Consider the following 26846-nt stretch of genomic DNA (forward strand, 5'->3'; position numbering starts at 1 on the left):
GGAGTGGGAAGGAATGATATCGGAAAAAATCAATATCTCACTGGATCATCCCATCATGAAGGGCCATAAGGTCTTTGGTGAAGCGGTATTGCCCGGTCTTGCTTATATCGATTTGATTTATCAGGTTTTTCAGGAACACGGTTATGTATACAATGAGCTCGAATTGAAGCACGTTACGATTTATCAGCCTTTAACCGTAAGTGAAACGGCTGCAATCATTCTGACCATTCAATGTTCTGATAGCGGAGATGGAAAGTGGCTCATCTCCCTTTCAGGGCAGAAACAGCAAGGTGACGAGCTGTCAGACAATATACAATATGCGACAGCTGAAATGGTGAAAAGAGACGCTGTGACATTTGACGAAACCATTGATTTCGGCGATGTGAAGCAGTCAGGCAGATCTCTGAATCTTGATGACATGTATAACCGCTGCCTGGATCATGACTTGGTTCATTCCGGCATGATGAAATCGAACGGACGATTGTACGAAACAGAAGACGGCATGCTGGCTGAGCTTTCTTGCAAAGAAGGAAAAGGTTTCTTTTTATTCCATCCTGCCCTTTTGGATGCAAGCGGAATCGGGGCGAGCGGTTTGCTTTCTGAAACAAACCGGCTTCATCTGCCTTTATATTATGAATCGTTCACGGCCGCCGACAGACTGCAATCTGAGTGCACGGCGCGTATCGCCGCTTCCGGCGTCCGTCAGGAAAAAGAACTCACAACGATGACGATCGAGTACTTCAGCCGATCCGGACAAAAGGTGGCGGAGCTTAAAAACATTACGGGAAAAGCGGTTCGGTTCGAAGAAGACGAGAATACAGCCGAACAGAATCAACAGGCTGCAACTGAGCCGGAAAGCGCAGATGAAAAAGACATCATTCTGTTTTTAAAGAAGCTTTTGGCTGATAAGCTTGGGCAGCCTTGGGAGACGCTGGACGTTCTTGCAGGCTACTATGAGCTTGGGCTGGATTCATCTTCTTTGCTTGAGATTGTACAGGATATCAGTAAAAAGACGGGTGCGGACCTCGCGCCCACTCTTCTCTTTGAATATACAAATATAAAAGAACTCGCAGCCTATCTGAAAAAGACCGTTTCATTTGAATGTGCGGAACGTGCAGCCGAACCATCACGGTCTGAAGCTGAAGCGCCGGACACGCCAGAACATCATAAAAACACCGGAGACATCGCGATTATCGGAATGGCCGGCCGCTATCCGAAAGCGAAAAGTGTGGCGGAGTTTTGGGAAAACCTGAAGGCAGGCACGGATTGCATCACTGAAGTTCCGAAGTCCCGATGGGATTGGAAAACATATAAAAACGTAACGTCCCCGTCTGGAAAAACAGTATCAAAATGGGGCGGTTTCATTGACGATGCCGACTGCTTCGATCCGCAGTTTTTCAGAATCTCACCGCGTGAGGCGGAAACGATGGACCCGCAGGAGCGCCTGTTTTTAGAAACATGCTGGGAAACGATTGAAGATGCGGGGTATACGCCTGAAACGCTGGGGAATAAAGGGGAGAAACAGCATCCGATCGGCGTATTTGCAGGGGTGATGCATAAAGATTATTCCTTAATCGGCGCAGAACAATTATCTGAAACTGATCCTTTTCCGGTTTCACTGAATTATGCGCAGATCGCCAACAGAGTGTCCTATTATTGTGACTTCCACGGGCCGAGCATCGCGGTGGATACCGTTTGTTCCTCATCATTGACCGCCGTTCATCTGGCCATTGAAAGCATCCGCCGCGGCGAATGTGAGGCCGCGCTTGCGGGAGGGGTGAACTTGTCGCTGCACCCGGCGAAATATCTCAGCTACGGAAGCGTGGGCATGCACTCAAGTGACGGCCGCTGCCGTACATTCGGCGAGGGCGGGGACGGCTACGTTTCCGGAGAAGGAGTCGGTGCTGTATTGCTCAAGCCGCTGGAAAAAGCCGAACAAGACGGCGACCGCATTTACGCGGTCATTAAAGGAAGCGCCATTAACCACGTCGGAAAAGTAAGCGGAATTACCGTCCCGAGTCCTGCTGCACAGGCAGAAGTCATTAAGGCCTGTCTGAAAAAAGCAGGTATCAGCCCGCGGACCGTAAGTTATGTGGAAGCCCATGGCACGGGTACTTCGTTAGGAGACCCGATTGAAATTGAAGGTCTGTCAAAAGCGTTCAGCCAAGGGACGCAGGATCAGCAATTTTGTTCCATCGGTTCGGTCAAATCAAATATCGGTCACGCAGAATCAGCGGCGGGGATCAGCGGGTTAACAAAAGCGGCGCTGCAGCTTCATCACAAAACGCTTGTCAAATCACTGCATTCTGCGGAATTAAATCCTTACCTGAAATTTGAGGAATCTCCTTTTTACGTACAGCAGCAGACTGCTCCGTGGAAGCAGCCGTCAGCTGAAGAAAACGGTAAAGTCACACATTATCCGCGCAGGGCCGGGCTCAGTTCCTTCGGTGCATCAGGTTCGAATGCCCATATCATTTTAGAAGAATACATTCAGCCTGAACAAAAAGCGCCTGCACCTGAGAACGAGGCAGCAAAACTCATCCCGCTGTCAGCAAGAAATAAAGACAGGCTTCTGGCCTATGCGGAAAAACTAGCCCGATCGCTTTCAGAAAAGACGGTGCTGTCTGAACTGGCTTATACAATTCAGACAGGACGTGAAGCAATGGAGGAGAGAGCTGTCTTCCTTGTAAATGACATCCGCGACTTGAAGCAAAAGCTGAATGATTTCGTAAAAGGAAACGAAAACATCCCCGGTCTTTGGCGCGGACAAGCCGAGCTGCCGGAGATGAGCGAAACCGCTCCCGAAACGGATGATTCGATACGGCTTGCCGAGTTATGGGCAGAAGGGAAAACAGTAGATTGGAATAAGCTGTACGGTTCGGGTAAACCGCGTAAAACAAGCGTTCCGACTTATCCGTTTGCAAAAGAACGCTATTGGATTCCGCAGCAGAAAAAACAGGAGAAAAGCCCGTCAGGCACAGTACTGCATCCGCTTTTACAAGAAAATACGTCAGATTTTTCGCAGCAGCGCTTCACGTCTCTTTTTACGGGAGATGAATTTTTCCTATCTGACCATGTCGTCAACGGACAAAAAATACTGCCGGGCGTCGCCTATTTGGAAATGGCCGCAGAGGCGGTCAAAAAGGCTGCTGCCGTGACGGAAAAAGACCATAGCGTCACACTCAGACAGGTTGTTTGGGTCCGGCCGGTCATGATTGAAGACAAACCGAAAGAAATACATATTGCCCTTTACCCAGAAGATAATGGTGAGATTACCTATGAAATATACAGTGAGGCAGAAAACGGCGAAGATCCGGTTATTCACAGCCAGGGTGAAGCGGTCATTACCGAACCGGGCAGCGCTCAGATAGATATCGAGTCTGTCAAAGCTTCCTGCAATTTAGGAATCGTGACTGCGGAAGAATGTTACGGTGCTTTTGAGAAGATCGGTCTGGATTACGGAGAGGCATACAGGGGTGTACAGCAATTGCTGATCGGAGAAGACCGATTATTGGCCCGTATTTCACTCCCAGCTGCCGTACATGACAAAAAAGAACAGTATACGCTTCACCCGAGTATGATGGACGCCGCTTTTCACGCATCCGTCGGTCTGCTTGTCCGCTCGATACATGACGATGCAGACAGCCACGAGCTTGCTTTGCCGTTTGCGATGCAGGAAGTGGAAGTGTTCGGGCCGTGCCCTGAACATATCTGGTCATATATCCGGTACACAGAAGGCAGCAAAGCAGATGACAACGTAAGAAAATTTGATATTGATATGTGTGATGATGCCGGTACGGTTTATGTCAGGATGAAAGGCGCGTCCGTCCGGGCGCTTGACACAAGCCAAACAGCGGGCGGAGAAACCACGGAGGCGCCTGTCGGCCATACGATGCTGATTCCGGCTTGGGAGCCTGTTGCGCTTGAAAAAGCCGGGGAAGCAGCGGCGGATAAGCAGACGGCAGTATTCGGCGGAACGGATTCGAGACATACGCGCATAAAAGAACATCTGCCGAACGCTTCTTATTATCCGATCAGAGGTACGGATGATATCACATCTCTTACGCACATGCTTGAAGGACAAAAAGAACTGGAGCAAATCATTTGGCTTGCTCCGCAGGCTGAGAGTGCGGACAGCCTCAAGGAACAGGAAAGAAACGTTCTTCATGTGTTCAAGCTGATGAAAGCATTACTTGCCTTAGGGTACGGAGAAAAACGTTTGGACTGGTGCATCGTCACAGCAAATGCCCAGCCGTTTTCGGATCAAGACAGCGCCGACCCGTCACAAGCCGCAGTCAGCGGACTTGCCGGAACAATGGCGAAAGAATATCCGCATTGGCATATCCGCATGATTGACACAGAAACGGACGGCAGCTGGCCGATCGAAGAGGCGCTCAGTCTTTCTGCCGGAAAAAACGGTCAAATTTGGGCGTACCGCAATCAGCAGCTGTTTGAGCGGCAGCTGATACCGCTTGACAATATGCCGAAAAACGGCACGCTGTACCAAACAGGCGGGGTTTATGCCGTGATCGGAGGCGCGGGGTATCTTGGCGAGGCATGGAGTGAATACATGATCCGCCGCTACAAAGCACGCATCATTTGGATCGGCAGAAGCACACTGAATGATTCCATACAGGCGAAACTCGACCGGCTCAGCGCATTCGGCCCGGCGCCTGAATATGTTTCCGCCGATGCCGCCGACAGTGCTTCCTTAGAGAGGGCTTATCAGTTCATAAAAGAGCGCCACACAAAAATGAATGGAATCATCCACTCGGCAATGGATCTGTCTGAGCAAAGCTTAAATAATATGAAGACAGAAGAGTTCAAATCGGTGCTGCGGGCAAAAGCCGATGTAAGTGTGTCCATGGCGGAGGTATTTGGACGGGAGCCGCTTGACTTTGCGCTCTTCTTCTCCTCGCTTGTGGCATTTATTCATAACGTGAAACAAAGCCATTATGCCGCGGGATGCGCTTTCAGTGACGCATTTGCGAAAGAACTTGATCAGACATGGAATTGTCCGGTCAAAGTGATGAATTGGGGCTATTGGGGCAACAGCGAAGCGGCTGAAGACGGGGATTTTATTCAGCTGATGGATCAGATCGGATTGGGATTGATCGAACCGGACGCTGCAATGGAGGCGCTTGAAACCCTTATGACGCTGCCGGTTGATCAGGCGGCTTTCATTCATACGACAAAACCGGTCGCAGTCGAAGGGATGAATGAAAGAGAAAAGATTTCCGTTTATCCGCCTCAGCCGCTTGTCTTTTCACAACAGCCGAAGGTCGCTCCGCCCGGCGCACGTCTTGTTAGAGAGGCTGAACATCAGGAGCTCGATGATTATCTGTATCAGCTGTTGATCGCCCAGCTTAAAGAAGCAGACTTGCTGACGCCGCAAAGCCTTAAAGCGTATGAGCCCGAACATGAATACTTTAAAAAATGGCTCAATCAAACGATCGCTTTCCTTCTGGAACATGGCTATCTGGAAGGGAATGCGGATTCATATAAACTGTCGGCGCGAGCCGAAAACACAACCGCCGCGCTATGGCAAAAATGGGAGCGGGAAAAAGAGGAATGGCTCAACAACGCCGATACAAAAGCGATGACTGTTTTAGCCGAGACGATGCTTAAAGCACTGCCGGACATTCTGCGCGAAGACGTGCCGGCGACAGACATCATGTTCCCGCACTCTTCAATGGAACTTGTTGAAGGAATTTATAAGCACAATCAAGTCGCGGATTACTTTAACAGCGCCCTGTCAGATACATTAACGGCTTATGTGAAAGAAAACATCAGCAAACATTCAAAAGCCGAGATCCGCATACTGGAAATCGGAGCGGGCACAGGCGGCACAAGCGCAGGCATATTTGAAAAGCTTAGGCCGTATCAAAACCATATAAAAGAATACTGTTACACCGATGTATCGAAAGCTTTTCTCGTGCATGCGGAGACGGAATACGGCAAACGGAATCCTTATCTGACGTATAAGCTTTTTAACGCAGAAGCGCCGCTTGCCGGCCAGGACATAGAGCCGGGCGCATTCGATATCGTCGTTGCGGCCAATGTGCTCCACGCGACGAAAGACATCCGCCAGACGCTGAGAAACGCCAAAGCCGTTTTAAAAGACAACGGTTTGCTGCTCTTAAATGAAATGGCGGGAAACAGCCTGTTCCCGCATATTACTTTCGGACTGCTTGAAGGCTGGTGGCTGCATGAAGATTCTGCCCTTCGTATTCCGGGGTGCCCGGGCTTGTATCCGGAAAGCTGGAAGCGCGTGTTAGAAAGTGAAGGCTGGCATTCTGTCTTTTTCCCGGCAGAAGCGGCACATGAATTAAGCCATCAGATTATAGCGGCAAAAAGCAACGGCATTGTTCGCCAAAAAACGCTTAAAGCAGGGGCCGGAAAACGGACCTCTCCGCCAAAAGCAGCACATGCGCCGGAACTTCAGGCGCAAACAACGGTGCAAAAAGGCGACACGTCTTTAACAGAAAAAAGCACCGAGTACTTGAAAACGTTAATCGGAGAAACATTAAAAATTCCGCCGGCTCAAATTGATCCGAAAGCGCCGCTTGAAAAATACGGAATTGATTCTATCGTCGTCGTACAGCTGACAAACGCCTTACGAAATGTATTGGACCAAGTCAGCAGCACTTTATTTTTTGAATATCAGACGATTGAGGCGCTCGTCGCTCACTTAATCAAAACGAAAAAAGACGCGATGATCAAACTGACGGGACAAACGCCTGTTCAGGAAGAACGGAAGGCATCACCAGAACCGCAGGCTGTACAGCCTGCTAAGCCGCTTCGCACTGACTGGCGGCGGAGGGAAAAACGGGCAGCCAAAGAGACCGTCCGGCAAATTTCGGTTCGCGACGTGGCCATCATCGGTGTTTCAGGACGCTACCCGCAGGCAAAAACAGCGGCTGAGCTTTGGGCTAATATTAAAAAAGGAAAAAACTGCATAGAAGAAATCCCGCGGGAACGCTGGAACTGGCAGGATTACTACGATGAAGAGAAAGGTAAAGAAGGCTCTATTTATACGAAATGGGGCGGCTTCATTGAGGATATGGACAAGTTTGATCCGCTGTTCTTTCAGATTTCTCCTTTGGAAGCGGAGCGAATGGACCCGCAGGAGCGATTATTTTTAGAAACGGCGTATGCGAGTATCGAGGATGCCGGCTATACGCCTGACAACCTGTGCCAGAGCAGAAAAATCGGTGTTTTTGCCGGCGCGATGAACAAAAACTACCCGACAGGCTACGGCTATTGGTCCATTGCCAACAGGGTATCTTACCTTTTTGATTTCCAAGGGCCGAGCATTGCCGTTGATACAGCCTGCTCCTCTTCTTTGACGGCCATTCATCTGGCGCTTGAGAGCATATACAGCGGTTCAAGCGAATGTGCGATTGCCGGGGGCGTAAACATAGTGACCGACCCGATCCATTATATGAATCTGTCAGTCATGAACATGCTTTCCGCAGGCGACACGTGCAAATCGTTCGGAGACCGCGCGGATGGTTTTGTCGACGGAGAAGGGGTAGGAGCGGTCGTATTAAAGCCGTTGGACCGAGCGATTGCCGACAACGATCACATTTACGGTGTGATTAAAGGAAGCACCATTAACAGCGGAGGCAAAACGAACGGATACACCGTTCCGAATCCGAATGCGCAGGCCGCCTTAATAAAAGAAGCTTTCGAAAGGGCAAACGTCCCGGCGCGCACCGTCAGTTATATTGAAGCCCACGGTACGGGGACCGCATTAGGAGATCCGATTGAAATCGCCGGATTAACGAAAGCATTTGAAGAGGATACAACAGACAAACAGTTTTGCGCCATCGGCTCCGCAAAATCAAATATCGGCCATTGTGAAAGCGCCGCGGGCATTGCGGGCCTGACAAAAATATTATTCCAGCTCAAAGACCGACAAATTGCGCCGTCCCTGCACGCGGATCAGCTGAATCCGAATATTGATTTCGCGTATACGCCGTTTGCCGTTCAGCAGGAGCTCGGTGAGTGGAAACGTCCCGTCATCGGCGGCAAAGAGCTACCGAGAAGGGCGGGGTTAAGCAGTTTTGGCGCGGGAGGAGCAAACGCCCACCTCGTCATAGAAGAATATACGGCAGACAAAGAGCCTGATGAGATGCCGGCAGATCAGCCCGCCATCATCGTCCTGTCTGCGAAAAACAGCGAACGGCTCACTGAAAAAGCAAAACAGCTCAGAGACGCCATCCGTGAAAAAAGATACAGCTGCAGCGACCTTATGAGCATAGCCTTTACTCTTCAGACGGGCCGGGTGCCGATGGAAGAGCGTCTCGGTTTTATCGTCCATTCACTTCATGAACTTGAGGAAAAACTGAATGGATTTATCGCCGGACACAACAGCGCCGGACTGCACCGTGACGGCACGGAAGAAAACAAACGGATGCTTGCCGTATTTTCGGCGGATGATGATCTGGAAACAATCATAGACGCTTGGATCAGCAAACGGAAATATTCTAAGCTGCTTGAGCTTTGGGTAAAAGGATTGGACATCGATTGGACGAAATTATACGGAGACCGTCCTCCGGCCCGCATCAGCCTGCCTGCTTATCCGTTTGCAAAAGAACGCTTCTGGCATCAGCAGCCTGTACAAAGCAAGGCCGCGCCCGTTAACGCGCCGGCTGATGAAAGTGATCCGGCGGAACAATTTGAAGTAATGGCTTTTAGAGAAGTTCTTAAAGAACAGGCTCTGCCGGCAGCCGGAGATAAGCAAGTCAAAACGGTGATTTCTTTCTTATCTGATCAGAAGAAGCAGCAGGAAGCCATCTCTATGATCAAATCGTATGACAATGACATTGACGTTATTTTTATCGCTCAGGGAGACCGGTATGAGGCTCTGTCCGCCGGCCGCTGCCAAGTGGTGCGGGAAGATCCGCAATCATATGTGAACGCTTTTGCGGATATTCAAAAAGAGTACGGTGAAGCTTCTGCCATTTTGTATTTATGGGCGCTTGAAGATAAAAGCTGCATCGAAGATTATTCATGTATCGTCCATATTCTCCAAGCAATGGCTGAGACCGGTCTGCAGCCGGAAAGGCTGTTATTGGCGGGGGAATATGCATCCGGTCTGGAAAGGTGCTACTTGGAATCATGGATCGGCTTTGAGCGTTCGCTCGGCATTGTTCTCCCGAAAACAAGTGTTACCGGCCACTTCAGAAAAGCCGGTGCGGCCATAACGGACTGGATGAGAACCATTTGGGACGAGCTGAAAGCTGAAACAGACCAAACCGTTTTCTTGGAAGAGGGAAAACGATATGTCTATCACACCGAACCAACCAGACTAACGAAAGAAAACAGCAGGATCAGAACCGGCGGAACATATCTCATTACAGGCGGATTAGGAGGGCTCGGCTACTTATTTGCCCGCCATCTCGCCCGGAACTACCAGGCAAATGTCATTCTCACGGGGCGGTCGCCGATCAATGAGGAAAAGAAAGAAAAAATGAAAGACCTGGAAAATCTCGGCGCGGGTGTTCTTTACGCCGAAGCCGATGTTTGTGATCCGATCGGAATGGGCGACTGCATCAAGCGCGCGAAAGAACGATTCGGAGCCATTCACGGCGTCATTCATGCGGCGGGCATCGAAAGCAGAACATCCGTCTTTGAAAATGAAATCGGGAATTTCCGCAGTACGCTTGAACCGAAAATAAACGGAAGCCTGCTTCTTGACGAGTGGCTGAAAAACGAAACGCCGGATTTCATCTGCTACTTTTCATCCACATCGGCTGTTTTAGGGGATTTCGGCTGCTGTGATTATGCGGTCGCGAACAGGTTCCAAATGGCGTATGCCAACTATAAAAACGAACAATCCGAAAGCGGAAACACTTTTGTCATCAACTGGCCGGTCTGGAAAAACGGCGGAATGGACGTCGGCGGTGAAGAGACGACGGGCATGTACCTGAAATCAAGCGGCCAGCGCCTGTTAGAAACAGATGAAGGCATTGAGCTTTTTGAGCGCATCATTTCTCAAGATAACACCCAGTGCCTTGTCATTGCCGGCGAAAGAAGCCGTGCCGAACGATTTTTAGGCATACGGCGGGACGATTCATCAAAACCGGATGCGCTTTTGGAAACCGTGAGCCGCCGCATCCCGGAAGAAAGCACGGAAAAACGGCTCGAAGCGGATTTGAAAGAGCTGATACACAGTCTGCTGAAAATATCCAAAGATAAACTCGTCCTGCATAAAAACTGGGCGGAATTCGGATTTGATTCCATCTATTTAGCCAAATTTGCCGCTCTTTTGACGAGTCATTACGGCATTGAAGTCACTCCGGCGTTATTTTACAGCTATGCCACGCTCGGAGACGTCATCAGCTATTACTTGACAGAACATAAAGAAACGATCGAAACGTTTTACAGAACGGAAGAAACCGAAACAGAAGCCGCCGCTCCGGAAAGCAAGGAGTATACGGATCAGGAGATCATCGCCATGATGAAACAGGTCTCTGAGGGGACATTAGATTTTAAAAGAGTGCAAGACATCATAGAAGGGAGTAAGACCTATGAATCATAAAGAACTTCTCGATGCCTACAGATCAGGAACGCTCACCATCGCTGAAGTAGAACAAAAGCTTCAGGCTTTCAAGCGGACAACTGCAAAACGTCCGCTTTCTGAAGGCCAGAAAGGTTTGTGGATGCTTCAGAAAATGTTTCCGGAGATGAGCGCATATAACATTCCGTTATGCTTTCGTTTTCAAAAGCTGGATATCGAGACATTCAAAAACGCCCTTTTGTCCGTGCAGCGCCAGCACCCTATTTTGACCAGTGTGATAAAAGAGGAAAACGGCCTTCCGTATCAGATAGAAGATACGGATCGGCATTTTCCGATTGAAGAAATGGATCTTTCTGAATTAAGCGGGCGTGACGCTCTTTCGTTTATTAAAGAAAAAGCAAAAGAACCGTTCGCGCTTGAAACCGGGCCGCTCCTGCGTGTTCAAGTATTCCGGCGGGCGAAGCGGGAGCCGATTGTGTTAATCACCATTCACCATATCATTTTTGACGGCGTCTCTCTTATGACGTTCATGTCGGCGCTGCTGGACGCTTATGCAAAAGCAAGTGAAGGCAAAGAACCTGTCATGCTTCAGCAGGCCGCAGATTATCATGACTTTGTGAAATGGGAAAAAGAGCTGCTGGAAAGCGCAGCGGGAAAAACGCATCTCTCTTATTGGAAAAAGCAGCTGGAAGGACCGCTGCCGGTGCTTGAGCTTCCGTCGGATTACCCGAGATCATCGGTCCAAACGTGCAGGGGGCAGGCGTATCAGCGCTTGCTTCCTGATGAACTGAACCGGCAGATTAAAGTTTGCGCCCAAAAACATAATGTCAATGAATCCGTTGTGTATCTCGCTATTTTCAAAGGACTGCTCTATCAATATACGAATCAGGAAGATGTCATCGTAGGCATGCCGACGATGGGGCGTTCTGAGGCTCAATTTGAGTCTGTCATCGGATACTTCATTAATATGATCGCGGTCAGAAGCAGGGAGACGGGCGCCAAATCTTTTACGTCGTTTTTGAAGGAGCTGCAGCTGACACTGGCAGAAGGGCTGGACCATGCCGCGTATCCGTTTCCCGCGCTTGTAAAAGAATTGAAGACGGAACGCTCGCCTGCGGTGTCGCCTGTTTTTCAAACCGCGTTTTTCTATCAAAACTTCTTCCGGACAGAAGGAGCGGAAAAGCTGGCGGAACTATATCAATCACTCGGCATTGAAATGATAGAAGACATTCATCAGGAAGGCGAATTTGAGCTTGCGCTTGAAGTCTATAAAAAAGAAACGGGAACCGTCCTGCAATTTCTGTACAACCCGGATGTCTACAGCCCTTCTTTCATCGAACGAATGGCGGAGCATTATATGAAACTGGCAGAAAAGGTGCTTTCTGATCCGGAGATCGCTTTTGAAGCCTGTTCCGGCCTGCTCAATCAAAAACGGGATGAAAGCCGTTCATCCCATCAGCCGAATGAGCGCTGCATTCATGAAGTGTTTGTGGAAAAAGCCGGACGCCACCCTGACAGAGAAGCCGTCACATTCGGTGAAAACAGTCTTACATATCGCGAATTAGATGAACGAAGCACGGCGCTCGCTGTGTACCTGCAAGAAAAGGGCGTCACACCGGAATGCCCGGTCGGCATTTGTACGGAGCGTTCTTTTGAGATGGTCATCGGCATCCTCGCCATTTTAAAAGCGGGAGGCGCGTATGTACCGCTGGACCCGGCTTTTCCAAACGAACGGATGGCGCACGTGTTGACTGACAGCGGCGTGTCAATCGTATTAACGCAGGAAAAGACGCGCGGCATGATTGAACAGTTGGCCATCGGCGGTGTGAGCACGGTGGAAATTGAAAACAGCGGACGTTCTGTCAGCGGGGCTAAACTGACGCCGCGTTCAAAACCGCATCATCTCGCTTATATTCTATATACGTCCGGAAGCACGGGAAAACCGAAAGGCGTCATGGTTGAGCACAGAGCCATCATGAATACGCTGCAGTTTTTGGAAGCTGAGTATCCGGTCGCTCAAGAGGATGCCTATCTGTTAAAAACGAATTACGTATTTGACGTTTCGATTTCTGAATTATTCGGCTGGTTTATCGGAAACGGACGGCTTGTCATTTTGCCGCCTGGTGCAGAAAAAAATCCGCAGCTTTGCATGGAATATATCCAAACCCACCAGGTCACGCATCTGAATTTTGCGCCCGCCGTGTTTAATGTATTTCTGGAAACGGTAAAGCGGCATACGGCATTTACAGAAGACGGCCCTGTGAAATATGTGATGGTGGCCGGTGAGGCGTTTCCGAAAGATTTAGTTAAAAAGTCAGTTTCCATCTTCAAACATGCCAGAATTGAAAATATATATGGCCCGACGGAAACATCCATTTATGCCGCTTACTACAGCTGCGGCCAAAAGGAAATCACAAGCAGGAATACGCCGATCGGGAAACCGATTCACAATACGCGGCTTTATATCGTTGATGAAAAGCTCAGCCCCGTCCCTGACGGTGTGGCCGGGGAGCTTTGCGTGGCCGGCGCCGGTCTGGCCAGAGGCTATTACAATCAGCCTGAGCTGACGGCGGCATCATTTATTGATAATCCGTTTAGTGAAGGAGAAAAACTTTACAAGACAGGTGATTTGGCCAGATGGCTGCCTGACGGAAATATAGAATATGCCGGCCGGATTGACAGTCAGGTGAAAATCCGCGGCTTCCGCATCGAATTGGGAGCGATTGAAACGAAATTGAGCGAACATCCGGATATCCTTGACCAGGCGGTTGTGGTTCAGGAAAAGAACGGACATAAAAAGCTGATTGCTTATTATACGGCCCGCTCCGGTCATACGGCAGACGAAAAAGCGCTCCGCAACCATCTTTTATCGAGTCTGCCGGATTATATGGCGCCTGCCCATTTTATCCGTCTGGATGCACTGCCGTTAACACCGAGCGGAAAAGTGAACCGCAAAGACCTAAAACAGCGCAAGGTAATCGTTCACCGGTCTGAAAAGACGGGCAGACTGCCGTTATCAGAAGCGGAAGCGAAAGTGACCGCAATATGGGAAGACCTGCTGAATACGGCGGGCATCAAAATCGAAGACGGCTTTTTCGATGTGGGAGGCGACTCGCTTCTGGCTGTTGCGGCAGCAGAACGCATTAAACAGGAGCTGGAATGCGATTTTACCGTCACCGATTTATTCGAACACTCTACCATTCAGGCGATCAGCCGATTTATTGTTGAAACAAAACAGGCGGCTGAATCAGAGGCGTCCTGCCAAGATGAGAGAGAAAGAGAACAAACACCGCAAAACGGGGTGCCGTCTTACTTTGATGACAGTGTGGCAATAGTGGGGATTTCCTGCCAGTTCCCCGGCGCGAAAAATCATCATGAGTTTTGGAAGCAGTTAAGAGAAGGAAAGGAAAGCGTCCGGTTCTACTCGGAAGAAGAACTTCGGGAAGCCGGCGTGCCTGAAGATTTGATCGAAAATCCCGACTATGTGCCGGCATTATCGACGATAGAAGGAAAAGATCTCTTTGACCCTGAGTTCTTTCACATTTCTCCGAAAGACGCAGAATTTATGGATCCTCAGCTTCGGCTTCTGCTGCTTCATTCTTGGAAAGCCGTCGAGGATGCGGGATATGTATCGAAAGAGATTCCGAAGACAAGCGTATATATGTCGGCAAGCAATAATTCGTATCGGTCGCTTTTGCCGGAAAAAACGACAGAAGGCCATGAATCTCCCGACGGCTATGTGTCATGGGTGTTAGCGCAGAGCGGCACGATTCCGACGATGGTTTCCCATAAGCTCGGATTAAAAGGACCAAGCTATTTCGTTCATTCCAATTGCTCATCATCATTAGTCGGTCTTTATTCAGCCTACAAAAGCATAACGAGCGGAGAATCGGAATACGCGCTCGTCGGCGGAGCAACTCTGCATGCAGCGACCAGCATCGGCTATGTGCACCAAAACGGATTGAATTTTTCAAGCGACGGGCATGTCAAAGCATTTGACGCTTCAGCCGACGGTATGGCGGGCGGAGAAGGAGCTGCCGTCATTCTGCTGAAAAAGGCGTCACAAGCCGTTCAGGACGGAGATCACATATACGCCATGCTCAGAGGCATCGGTCTGAACAATGACGGAGCGGATAAAGTCGGTTTTTACGCACCGAGTGTAAAAGGCCAGACTGACGTCATCCAGCATGTTTTAGACAGCACGAATATTCACCCGGAGACGATTTCCTATATCGAAGCGCACGGCACAGGAACGACATTGGGTGATCCGATTGAAATGTCCGCGCTGCAGCAAGTGTATAAACGTTACACGGACCGGGAGCAGTATTGCGGGATCGGCTCCGTAAAAACGAATATCGGACATTTGGATACAGCAGCAGGTCTGGCCGGGTGCATCAAAGTCGCCATGAGTTTATATCATCGGGAGCTGGCGCCTACCATTAATTACACGTCACCGAATCCGAATATCAAATTCAGCGGTTCGCCGTTTTATGTGGCGGATAAGAGAAAAACGCTTCCGGAGAGAGAGACGCCGCACCGCGCAGCGTTAAGCTCATTCGGACTCGGAGGAACAAACGCACATGCCATTTTTGAACAGTATGAAAACAAAACGATCAGCGGATCAAATGACGGACAGCCGCCTTATATCGTTCCGCTGTCAGCGAGAAATAAGCAGCGTCTTACTGCCTATGCATCCTGTTTATCCGGCTTTCTGGATGAAGCCGAAAACGATGTTTCCTTGCATGATCTGGCATATACGTATCAGACCGGACGTGAAGCGATGGAAGAGAGAGCCGTTTTTATCAGTCATGATCGTCACGATTTGAATCGTCAGCTGCAGGATTTCATCAACGGCAATGACCAAAACATCTTACGGGGCGAAAAAGTGAGAAGCAGAGAAGTGTCAGCTCAGGAGATGGAAGAGCTTGCGGCATGTCAGACACGGGATGAAAAGCTGAAAGCACTCGCGGCGCTCTGGGTTGAAGGAGCGCGTGTCGATTGGGGCTTATTGTATCCGGATTCCGCGCCGCAAAGAATCAGTGCGCCGACCTACCCGTTCGCAGAGGAGCGCTTCTGGCCGGAGGAAACTGTGAAGCAAACGGATACCAAACTTTTGCATCCGCTGGTACATCAGAATACATCCGTCTTGCAGGAGCAGCGGTTCAGTTCGGAATTCACGGGAAAAGAGTATTTTATTGCCGAGCATATCATTAAAGGAATGGCGATCGTGCCGGCTGCCGTTACCCTTGAGATGGCACGGGCCGCGGCGGAGAAAAGCATCGGCGGGGCAACAGAGGAATCTCTGGGCCTGCGCTTAAAGAATATTGTATGGGTCCGTCCGGTGATAGCCGATCAGGAGGCTGTCCGTGTCCATATCGGACTTTATGAAGAAGAGGACGGACAGATTCAATACAGAATGTACGGGGGTAACGATTCTATAGGTGAAGAAGCTCCTCTTTATAATCAGGGCATCGCTGAAATCATCCGGAAGGAACCGGAGGAAGCGGCGGATATTGAGCAGCTGAAGCGCCGGTGTACGCAGGGAACAATCGAATCTCAAGCGTTTTACAAAGGAATGATCGGTGCTGATTACGGGCCCGGATACAAAGGGGTGCAGCTTGTATACAAAGGCGAAGACCGGCTGCTTGCTAAATTGAAGCTTCCTGAATCCGTCTCTCATACAAAAGCTGATTATATCCTTCATCCGAGTATGATGGACGGTGCGCTTCAGGCCGCCGAATATTTGCAAAACGTGACGAGAGCGCTGCTTGCAGAAAGCGGGGAACCATTCAAAGCCGCATTGCCGTTTGCTTTAGAGGAGCTGGACGTTCTGAATCCGTGCGCTGATGATATGTGGGTGCACGTCACATTCAGCGCGAACAATAAAGCCGGCGATCCTATTCAAAAAGCCGATATTGATTTATATGACAATAACGGCGGGCTTTGTGTGCGGATGAGAGGTTTCTCAACACGGATCATGGAAGAAAACGCGGGTGCCGGCGTTTCGGTCAGCCGTACGGACACATTGCTAGCTGAACCGGTCTGGAAAGAGCAGCCGGAACCGGCCGATCACGAGCCTTCGTATGAAGAGCATATTATTTTCCTTTGTGAGTACGATGAAGCCGTAAAACAGGCCGTGGAAGCAAAGCTTGAACATGCAAGCGTCATTATCTTGGACGCTCGTCCCGCATCCATTGCAGAGCGGTATCATTCTTATGCGGGTCAGCTGTTTGACCATATCAAAACCATAATGAAAAGCAAGCCGAAGGGCCGCGTTCTATTTCAGGCTGTTACGCGGTCAGCAGGCTTACAGCGGGTGTTCTCAGGCATTACCGGCCTCTTCAAAACCGCATGCCTTGAACATTCCAAGCTGATCTGTCAAATGATCGAAGCCGAGGAGGAAGAAAGTGCTGAAGGCATAGCGGAAAAAGCGTCCGAAAACCGTATGCATGCCGAAAGCGTCCATGTGAAATATGAAAACGGCAAGCGCTTTGCCGCTGATTGGGAAGATATGGATATTTCTCAAGCGGAGCCAGACATTCCGTGGAAAGACGAAGGCGTTTATCTCATTACAGGAGGTGCGGGAGGTTTAGGTCTGATCTTTGCAAAAGAGATCGCAAACTGTACAAAAGATGCCGTCATCATACTAACCGGCCGGTCCGCTCTCAGAGAAAAGCAGAAAGACATGCTGGAAACAGTACGTGCTGCCGACGCTTCTGTTTTCTACGAGCAGACCGATGTCACGGACGAAGCAGAAGTATACCGATTGATCCGCAATATCCGCAAACGGCACGGCAGGCTGGACGGGATTGTTCACAGTGCCGGCATTATAAAAGACAACTACATGGTGAAGAAGACGGCAGAGGAATACCAACACGTTCTCGCTCCGAAAGTGAAGGGCCTTGTGTATCTTGATGAAGCGTCACAACATGAGAAATTAGATGTCTTTATTGTCTTTTCATCCTTATCAGGTGTGCTTGGAAGCGTCGGCCAGGCTGATTATGCGTCTGCAAATGTCTTTATGGAGATGTATGCCGAGTACCGCCGTTCTTTACAAGCCGCAGGACAAAGATACGGAAAGACGCTTTCTGTCAGCTGGCCGTTATGGAAAGAAGGCGGAATGCAGGCAGGAAAGCAGACGGAAGATATGCTGATGCAGGAGGCGGGAATCGCACCGCTCGGCACAGATGCCGGCATCAAGGCTTTATATCAAGGCTTGATGAGCGGGACAGCCCGGATGACGGTTCTTGAAGGAGATGTGAAACACATGAAAGCAAAACTGTTCCGCAAAGAGAATGATCGTCCGGAAGTAGAGACCGGCGTACGTCATGACATTGATGCTGACAGCCTGCTTGAAAAAGTGAAGCATCTGTTAAAACAGCAGACTGCCTCACTGTTAAAAGTAAACATTGACAAAATTGATCCTCATGAAGAAATGACAAAATACGGGCTGGATTCTATCTCGATGACTGAGTTTACGAACCAGTTAAACAAAACGTACCGGCTTACGTTAACGCCGACGATTTTCTTTGATCATCCGACAATCCATGAATTTGCCGTTCATTTAATCAGTGAATACGAAGAGGAATTTGCCGGACGGTTTGCGGTGAATACAAAAACGGTTCAATCGGCAAGACCGGTAAAAGAGACTCAAATCACGCGCCCGGCCGTTAAGCGACGCCGCACTCTGCCTGAGACACTTCCGCAGACAGTGCAGCGGGGCCAAGGGCCGGAACCGATTGCAATCGTAGGCATCAGCGGGATTTTCCCGATGGCTGAAGACATTGAAGCTTACTGGCAGAACCTGAAAGAAGGCAAAGACTGCATGACCGAGATTCCGAAAGACCGCTGGGACTGGCGGGACTATTACGGGGATCCCGCAAAAGAAGCCAATAAAACAAACGTCAACCAAGGCGGGTTTATTGACGGAATTGCTGAATTTGATCCGTTATTTTTCGGGATTTCACCCCGGGAAGCGGAGCAAATGGACCCTCAGCAGCGCCTCTTGCTGACGTACGCGTGGAAAGCGATCGAAGATGCCGGGTATGCGTCAAAGAGTCTCTCAGGCACAAAGACAGGTGTGTTTATCGGGACCGGAAATACCGGCTACGGTTCTCTTTTAGCCAATGCCGATGCGGAGATTGAAGGGTCATCCGCGGCGAATACAAGTCCGTCTGTCGGACCGAACCGTGTCAGCTATACGCTCAATCTGCACGGGCCGAGCGAGCCGATTGATACCGCCTGCTCAAGCTCGCTCGTTGCCATACACCATGCCGTTTCTTCAATTGAAGAAGGAACGTGCGACATGGCTTTGGCGGGAGGAATCAATACGATTGTTCTTCCGGATGTGTATATCAGCTTTGATAAAGCGGGCGCGCTGAGTAAAGAAGGAAGATGCAAAACGTTCTCTGATCAGGCTGACGGTTTTGCCCATGGTGAAGGAGCCGGTCTCTTTTTCCTCAAAAAGCTGAAAGCCGCTGAGGCGGATGGGGACCATATTTACGGCGTTATTAAAGGAAGCGCGGTGAATCACGGCGGCCGCGCGGCATCTTTAACAACGCCTAACCCGAAACAACAGGCGGAAGTCATTAAAGCCGCATACAAAAAAGCGGGCATTGATCCGAAAACAGTCTCTTATATCGAAGCGCACGGCACCGGAACAGAACTGGGAGATCCTGTTGAAATTAACGGCCTGAAACAAGCGTTCAGCTCGTTTGCAGACGGAAAAGAGAAAGCGGCCGGCTATTGCGGTTTAGGGTCGGTTAAAACGAATATCGGCCATTTATCCCTTGCCGCAGGAGCAGCGGGCATTATTAAAATTTTGCTGCAGATGAAGCATCGGACATTAGTAAAAAGTCTCCACTGTGAGACGGTAAATCCGTACATTCAGCTTGAAGACAGCCCGTTTTATCTGGTGCGGGAGACGATGGAATGGAAGACGCGGACGGACGAACGCGGAAACGAACAGCCTCGCCGCGCGGGCATCAGCTCATTCGGCATCGGAGGCGTAAATGCCCACGTCGTCATCGAAGAATACATCCCAGAAGACAGAGAGGAAGCAGATGACTCTCATATCGACCCATGTCTTTTCGTTCTGTCCGCCAAAAATGAAAAACGCCTGAAAGAGCAGGCAAAACAGCTGAAACGTGCGCTTACTGAAAAACGGTACGATCAATCCTCCCTCGTTTCTATGGCGTATACCCTCCAAATCGGAAGGGACGCCATGGAAGAACGCCTGGCGGTTATTGCCGGATCCGCAGAAGAACTGCAGGAAAAACTGTCACAGTTTATCACTGGAGATAAGCATGCGGATTTGTACAGAGGAAGAATAGACAAAGGCACGCTGCAAATGCTGACGGAAGATGAAGAAATTCAAGAAGCCGTTGAAAAATGGATGGCACGCGGCAAATACGCGAAGCTGCTTGAATTATGGGTCAAAGGGCTGAACGTCGATTGGGCGAAGCTGTATGGAGACCGGCCGCCTAAACGCATGAGCCTGCCGTCGTATCCTTTTGCAAAAGACCGCTATTGGGCGGCAAAAAGCACCGGAAAACACGAAAAAACAAGCACTGTATCTGCCGGAAAACAAGACGCGCTTCATCCGCTTCTGCACAGAAATACTTCAAACCTTGCAGAACAGCGGTTCAGTTCAATCTATACAGGAAAAGAATTTTACCTTGCGGACCATGTTGTAAAAGGCGTACCGATTTTACCGGGAGTGGCACATCTTGAAATGGCGCGCGCAGCAATGGAACAGGCATCTGAAGTTCCGGCCGGACAAGGAAGCGTCAAGCTTAAGAATACGGTTTGGGTGCGGCCGATCACCATTGAAGACGAGCCGGTTCATGTCAACATCCGTCTCATTCCTGAAACGGCAAATGACGTTCAATTCGACATTTACAGCGGCCGGGAAACAGATCAGCCGTCCGTTTACAGCCAAGGGGCAGTATCAGTCCGCCCTGACGCCGAGGCACCGGTCATTGATCTCCAAAAGCTGAGATCACAATCCGCCGAGACACCGTTTTCTGCAGATGAAGTGTACGATATGTACCGCAAAATCGGTTTTGATTACGGCCCGGCTTTCCGGGGTGTCAAAGCGATTTATACAGGTGATGATTTCGTATTGGGCAGACTGTCACTTGATGCGGCTTGTGCGGGCACAGTACAGGAGTATGTCATGCATCCGGGCTTAATGGACTCTGCATTGCAGGCATCAAGCATATTAACCGGAACAAATGATGAAAAACTGATGCTTCCGTTTGCGGTTCAGGAGCTTGAAGTATTCAGCGCATGCGTTGCCGAGATGTGGGTTTACGCCAGACTTTCTGAAGACCACAAAGCCGGCCAGATTGAAAAACGCGATCTTGATATTTGTGATGAAAACGGCAAGGTGTGCGTAAGGCTGAAAGGTTTGTCATTCAGAATGGCTGAAAAAGAACCTGAGAAAAAAGAAAAAGCTCCGGGAACGCTCATGCTTGAGCCGGTATGGACCCGAAGCGATGAAACTGCTACTCAAACGGAACCGGTTTTTGCCCGGCATATCGTGTTGCTTTGTGACACAGACGGCGGATTGAAACAAGCCGTTGAAGCCGCGGGAGCTGAATGTATTGAAATGACCTCCCAGCACGGGAAAGCGGCGGCGCGCTTCCGTGATTATACAGGACGGATATTGGAGACGCTGCAAAAACTGCTGAAGGAAGAGACGGATGGAGACGTCCTCATCCAGACGGTTCTCTCTAAAACAGATAAGCATCAGCTGCTCTCAGGCATTTCAGCTTTGTTAAAAACAGCCGGCCTGGAACATAAAAAACTGAAAACCCAGCTGATTGAAATAGAACCGGCGGAAAACGGCAGAATCACAGACATCATCAGAGAAAATAAAACACGGGCTGATGACAGCCATATCAAATATGAAAACGGCATCCGATACAGCGCAGATGTCAAAGAAACGGCCGTGTCCGGCGGCAAAATACGCATTCCATGGAACGACGGAGGCATATATCTCATTACCGGAGGAGCCGGGGGCTTAGGCTTTATTTTCGCGAAAGAAATCGCCCGCAAAGTCAAAGAGCCGACACTGGTTTTGACAGGCCGTTCCGCATTAAGCGAGAATCAGCGGATGCAGCTGCAATCGCTTGAATCACTCGGAGCAAAAGCGGAATACAAGCAGGCTGACGTAACAAACGCTCAAACTGCGGCAGACCTGGTCAAAACAATTGAGACGGAATATGGCGGCCTTCACGGCATCATTCATAGCGCGGGTGTGATGAAAGATCAATATATCGCAAAGAAAACAACCGAAGAGTTTTACAGTGTATTGGCTCCTAAAACGGACGGATTTGTCAACCTTGATGAAGCAACCGAGCATTTAGCGCTGGACTTTTTTATCGTTTTCTCATCCATTTCCGGCGTCACCGGGAATGCGGGACAGGCGGATTATGCGGCGGCAAACGCATTTATGGACGGCTATGCGGCATACCGCAACGCACTGGTTACCGCAATGTACCGCCACGGTCACACATTGTCGGTCAATTGGCCGCTGTGGAAAAACGGCGGAATGCAAGTCAATGAAGAAATGGCGAAGCTCACCGAAAAAAGAACCGGCGTAACGCCGATGCGCACTGAGACCGGAATAGAAGCTCTTTACAAAGCATGGAGCACGGGAAAAACAAGCGTGCTCGTCATGGAAGGAAACCGCGCCGTAATGCGGGAAAAGCTGCTTCAAAAGACTCCTGCATCCGCTTTTGCACCGGTTAAGAAAACGGGTGAAATGCCTGCGCCTAAAGACCTGACGGCAAAACTTCAGGAATTGCTGGCAAAAGAGGTTTCCGGGCTTCTGAAAATAAACATTGAAGAAATCGATATCGAATTGGAGTTTAATCAATACGGATTTGATTCCATTACGCTGACGGAATTCGCCAACAAGCTGAATGACACTTATCAGCTTGATCTGACACCGACTGTATTTTTTGAATATGCGACGATTCAAGCCTTGGCGCATCATTTAGCAGAAGACTATCAAACACAATTTGCCGGCAGCACACAGCCGAAAGAAGAAAAACAAAGCGGTGTAACAGATGATGGCGGCATCAGACTGGCGGGGAACAAACGATTTGCAAAAACTGCCGTACAGCCTGTTCAGACGGCGGCTGAACATAAACCGGAACCGATCGCCATTGTCGGCATGAGCGGAGTGTTTCCGAAGGCCGCAAATATTGATGAGTATTGGCGCAACTTAGAAGAAGGAAAAGATTGTATAACAGAGGTGCCGGCGGATCGCTGGGACTGGCGTGAGTATTACGGTGACCCGCTTAATGAAGCCAACAAAACAAATGTAAAGTGGGGCGGATTTATTGACGGAGTTGCGGATTTTGATCCGCTGTTCTTCGGAATTTCACCGCTGGAAGCCGAACAGATGGATCCCCAGCAGCGCTTGTTAATGATGTATGCGTGGAAGGCGATAGAAGATGCGGGATATTCCGCTAAAAGCCTTTCCGGCACGAAAACAGGCCTGTATATCGGCACGGGGAATACCGGATACGGCTCACTGTTTTCCGACCTGGATATCGGCGGTGCGTCAGCCGCGAATATGAGTCCGTCAGCGGGGCCGAACCGCGTCAGCTATATGCTTAATCTGCACGGGCCGAGTGAACCGATCGACACGGCTTGTTCCAGCTCGCTGGTCGCGATTCATCACGCCGTATGCGCCATTGAAAACGGGAACTGCGATATGGCGATCGCCGGCGGCGTGAATACCGTCGTCACACCGCAAGGCCACATCGCTTATGACAAAGCCGGCGCTCTGAGCAAAGAAGGGAAATGTAAAACATTCTCCGACAGGGCGGACGGATTTGCCGTCAGTGAAGGTGCCGGAATTCTGTTTTTGAAAAAGCTGTCAGAAGCGGAAAAAGCGGGCGATCATATCTACGGCGTCATTAAAGGCAGCGCGGTCAATCACGGCGGACGTGCGAACTCCTTGACGACGCCGAATCCGAAAGCCCAGGCGGAAGTCGTCCGAACGGCTTATGACAAAGCAGGCATTGATCCAAGAACAGTCACTTATATTGAAGCGCACGGAACCGGAACGGAGCTTGGCGATCCGGTCGAAATCAACGGCCTGAAATCGGCCTTTCAAAAGCTGTACGAAAAAACAGGCGATCCCGCCGTTTACGCGAGTCACTGCGGTCTGGGATCGGCTAAAACCAATATCGGCCACCTGTCACTAGCAGCCGGTGTCGCGGGTGTGATCAAAGTGCTGATGCAGATGAAGCATAAAACACTTGCAAAAAGCCTCCACAGCGAGGTCATCAACCCGTATATCAAGCTGAAAGACAGTCCGTTTTACATCGTACAGGAAAAAAGAGAATGGACGGCATTGAAAGACGAAAACGGCAATCATCTGCCGCGCCGTGCGGGAATCAGTTCTTTCGGCATCGGCGGCGTAAACGCCCATGTCGTCATTGAAGAATATATCCCGAAGGAAGAAAGAAAAACAGCTGTTTTCACACACCCTCAAATCTTTGTGCTGTCGGCCAAAGAAGAAGAACGTCTGCAGGAACAGGCGCAGCAGCTGGCGCAAGCTTCTTTTACGGATGCGGATCTTACCGATGTTGCTTACACGCTTCAGCAGGGGCGTGATGCCATGGAAGAAAGAGCGGCTATCATCGCTTCCTCGGCTGAAGAACTGCGGGACAAGCTAAAGAGCTGTGCGAAAGGACGTTATGATATAGCGGGCATTTATAAAGGAAAAGCGGGTAAAACCTCCCTGAAATCCATTCTGGCAGGCGCAAACGGCGAAGCGGATATCGAAGAGCTGATAAGCCGCCGAGAGAATGACAAGCTTGCGGAATTATGGGTGCAGGGCGCGGATATCAAATGGGACGGCCTATATTCTGATATCAAGCCTCAACGGCTGAGTCTTCCTGCTTACCCGTTTGCGAAAGAGCGGTACTGGATTACGGACAATCGGCCGAAAGCAGAGAAACCGCAAGCTGTGCCGACGTCGCGGGTGCTGCACCCGCTGCTTCACGAAAATGTATCAGATTTAACAGAGCAGCGGTACCGATCCGAATTTACGGGACAAGAGACGATTTTCACCGATCATCTTATTAAGGGCAAGCCGGTTATGCCGGGCGTTGCCTACTTGGAAATGGCTAGGGCGGCGGTTGCTCAGGCAGTCAAAGGGCAAAAGGAACGTCCTTCTGTCACCCGCCTGAAAAACATCGTTTGGGTTCGGCCGATCGAAGCGGGAAACCGCCCGATTGAAGCGCAAATCAGCCTGAACCCGAGGGAAAACGGTGAAATCGTGTATGACGTTTACACGAATTCACAAACAGAAGCAAGCGGCAGGCAGATACACTGTCAGGGGGCTGCCGGCATTCTCAGCGCCGGGGAGGCTCCGCACCGTGATATAGGCGCACTGAAAGCTCAATGCGGCCTCAGTATACTGACTTCTGAACAGTGTTACGGCTTATTCAGCAAAATCGGCATTGACTACGGTCCCGGACAACAAGGAATTCAGCAGATTCATATCGGAAGCAATCAAGCATTGGCTGAGCTCCGGCTGCCTTCCTTCCTCGAAGAAACGGCAGATCAATACGTTCTTCACCCGTGTATGCTTGATTCAGCTTTACAAGCGACAATCGGTCTGAAGCTGCACGCAGATGATAACCAGCTGTCACTGCCGTTCGCCCTTGAAGAACTGGACATTTTCAGCCCGTGCACGACAAGCATGTGGGCGTATGTCAGCTCCCGGGGAACGGATGAAAAAATACAGCGTATGGACATTGACTTATGCGATGAGACAGGCCGGGTCTGTGTCAGAATTAAAGGGATTTCTTCCAGAATGATGGAAGGCCCCGCGCCGGAAACATCATTAAATGGAGCAAACCTTCTGGCTCCGGTGTGGGATCTCGCGGAATTCCGTGATCAAAGCCCGGCATATAAGACGGAAGAGGTTGTCTTTATCGCGGGGGATGAGGAAAGCGCGGCTTTTCAATTGCATCATCCTTCTGCGAAACGGCTTCATATCACCCCGGAGGATGAAATAGAGGCTGTTGCGGCTGAACTGAAAGCAACAGGGTCTTTCGGGCATATCGTATGGATCGCTCCTTTTCACAGCGCTGATGACATGGTAAAAGCTCAGGATGCGGGCGTCATCCAGATGTACAGAGTGATTAAGGCCATGCTTGCTTTAGGATATGGAGGCAAGCGAATCAGCTTGACTGCAGTCACAATAAAAACACAGTCCGTACAGCCGGCGGACATTATTGATCCGGCTCATGCAGGCATTCACGGTTTGGTCGGCTCGCTCGCAAAAGAGTATCCGAACTGGCAAACAAGGCTGATTGATGCCGGCTGTCCGGAAGACGTTTCAAAGGCGGAGCTGTTCTCAGCGCCGTTTGATGAGCAAGGCAATACATGGGCGTACCGGAACAATCACTGGTACAAACAGCGCCTCATTCCTGTACAGCAGCCGGTGTCAAGCCGGCCCGCCTACCAAAAAGGCGGCGTTTATGTCGTCATCGGCGGTGCGGGGGGCATCGGCGAGGCATGGAGCGAATATGCCGTGAAAACGTATCAGGCGCGAGTCGTTTGGATCGGCAGACGAAAACATAACAGCGCCATCCAGGAAAAAATCGACAGACTCAGCCAATTCGGCCCGGCGCCGATTTATATTGAAGCTGACGCGGCAAATCCGAATGAGCTCACACGGGCGTATGAAACGATCAAACGCACGCACCCGCAAATTAACGGAATTATCCATTCCGCAATTGTTTTAGAGGATCAGAGCCTGGCAAATATGCCGGAAAGCCGTTTGAAAAGCGTGCTCGCTGCGAAAGTCAATGTCAGCGTGAATATGGCCCGCGTGTTCCGAAATGAGCCGCTGGACTTTGCTTTGTTCTTCTCATCTGTTCAATCATTTGCACGAGCGGCCGGACAAAGCAATTATGCTGCCGGATGCAGTTTCAAAGATGCCTTTGCCGCTCATTTGGCTCAAGTTCGGCCGTATTCGGCGGCAGTGATGAATTGGAGCTACTGGGGCAGTGTCGGAATCGTATCATCTGCCGACTATCAAGAACGGATGAAACAGGCGGGAGTCGGATCAATTGAAGCGCCGGAAGCAATGGCGGCGCTTGAACGATTGCTCGGCGGCCCGTTGAATCAGTTCGTCATGATGAAACAGGCGGAAGAGCCGGAGGAAAAACCGGAAGAAATGATAGAAGTATACCCTGAACATCACGGCTCGGCGATGCAAAAACTGCGAAGCTATCAGCCTAAAGTAACAAGACATGTACAACAATTGAGTTAAGGAGGG

The 26846-nt window shown here is 50.1% G+C and carries 2 protein-coding genes; both read left to right on the plus strand.

The annotated features are described in order from the left end of the window. Window positions 1-13 precede the first annotated feature (13 nt). The gene (locus ACKTRM_RS08630) at window positions 14-10549 is read left to right on the plus strand and encodes an SDR family NAD(P)-dependent oxidoreductase (RefSeq protein WP_012117597.1); all 10536 of its coding nucleotides are present in this window, start codon (window positions 14-16) and stop codon (window positions 10547-10549) included. After that, the gene (locus ACKTRM_RS08635; RefSeq protein ID WP_012117598.1) at window positions 10539-26840 is read left to right on the plus strand and encodes a non-ribosomal peptide synthetase; all 16302 of its coding nucleotides are present in this window, start codon (window positions 10539-10541) and stop codon (window positions 26838-26840) included. The genes ACKTRM_RS08630 and ACKTRM_RS08635 overlap by 11 nt, the downstream gene beginning before the upstream one ends. Window positions 26841-26846: the final 6 nt, after the last annotated feature.

Source organism: Bacillus sp. D7-8, from assembly GCF_052055895.1.
GTDB classification, from domain to species: Bacteria; Bacillota; Bacilli; order Bacillales; family Bacillaceae; genus Bacillus; species Bacillus velezensis.

Excerpts from the sequence above, each read along its gene's own strand:
- ACKTRM_RS08630 (WP_012117597.1), top strand. The coding sequence starts at position 14 with ATGATATCGGAAAAAATCAATATCTCACTGGATCATCCCATCATGAAG.
- ACKTRM_RS08635 (WP_012117598.1), top strand. The coding sequence starts at position 10,539 with ATGAATCATAAAGAACTTCTCGATGCCTACAGATCAGGAACGCTCACC.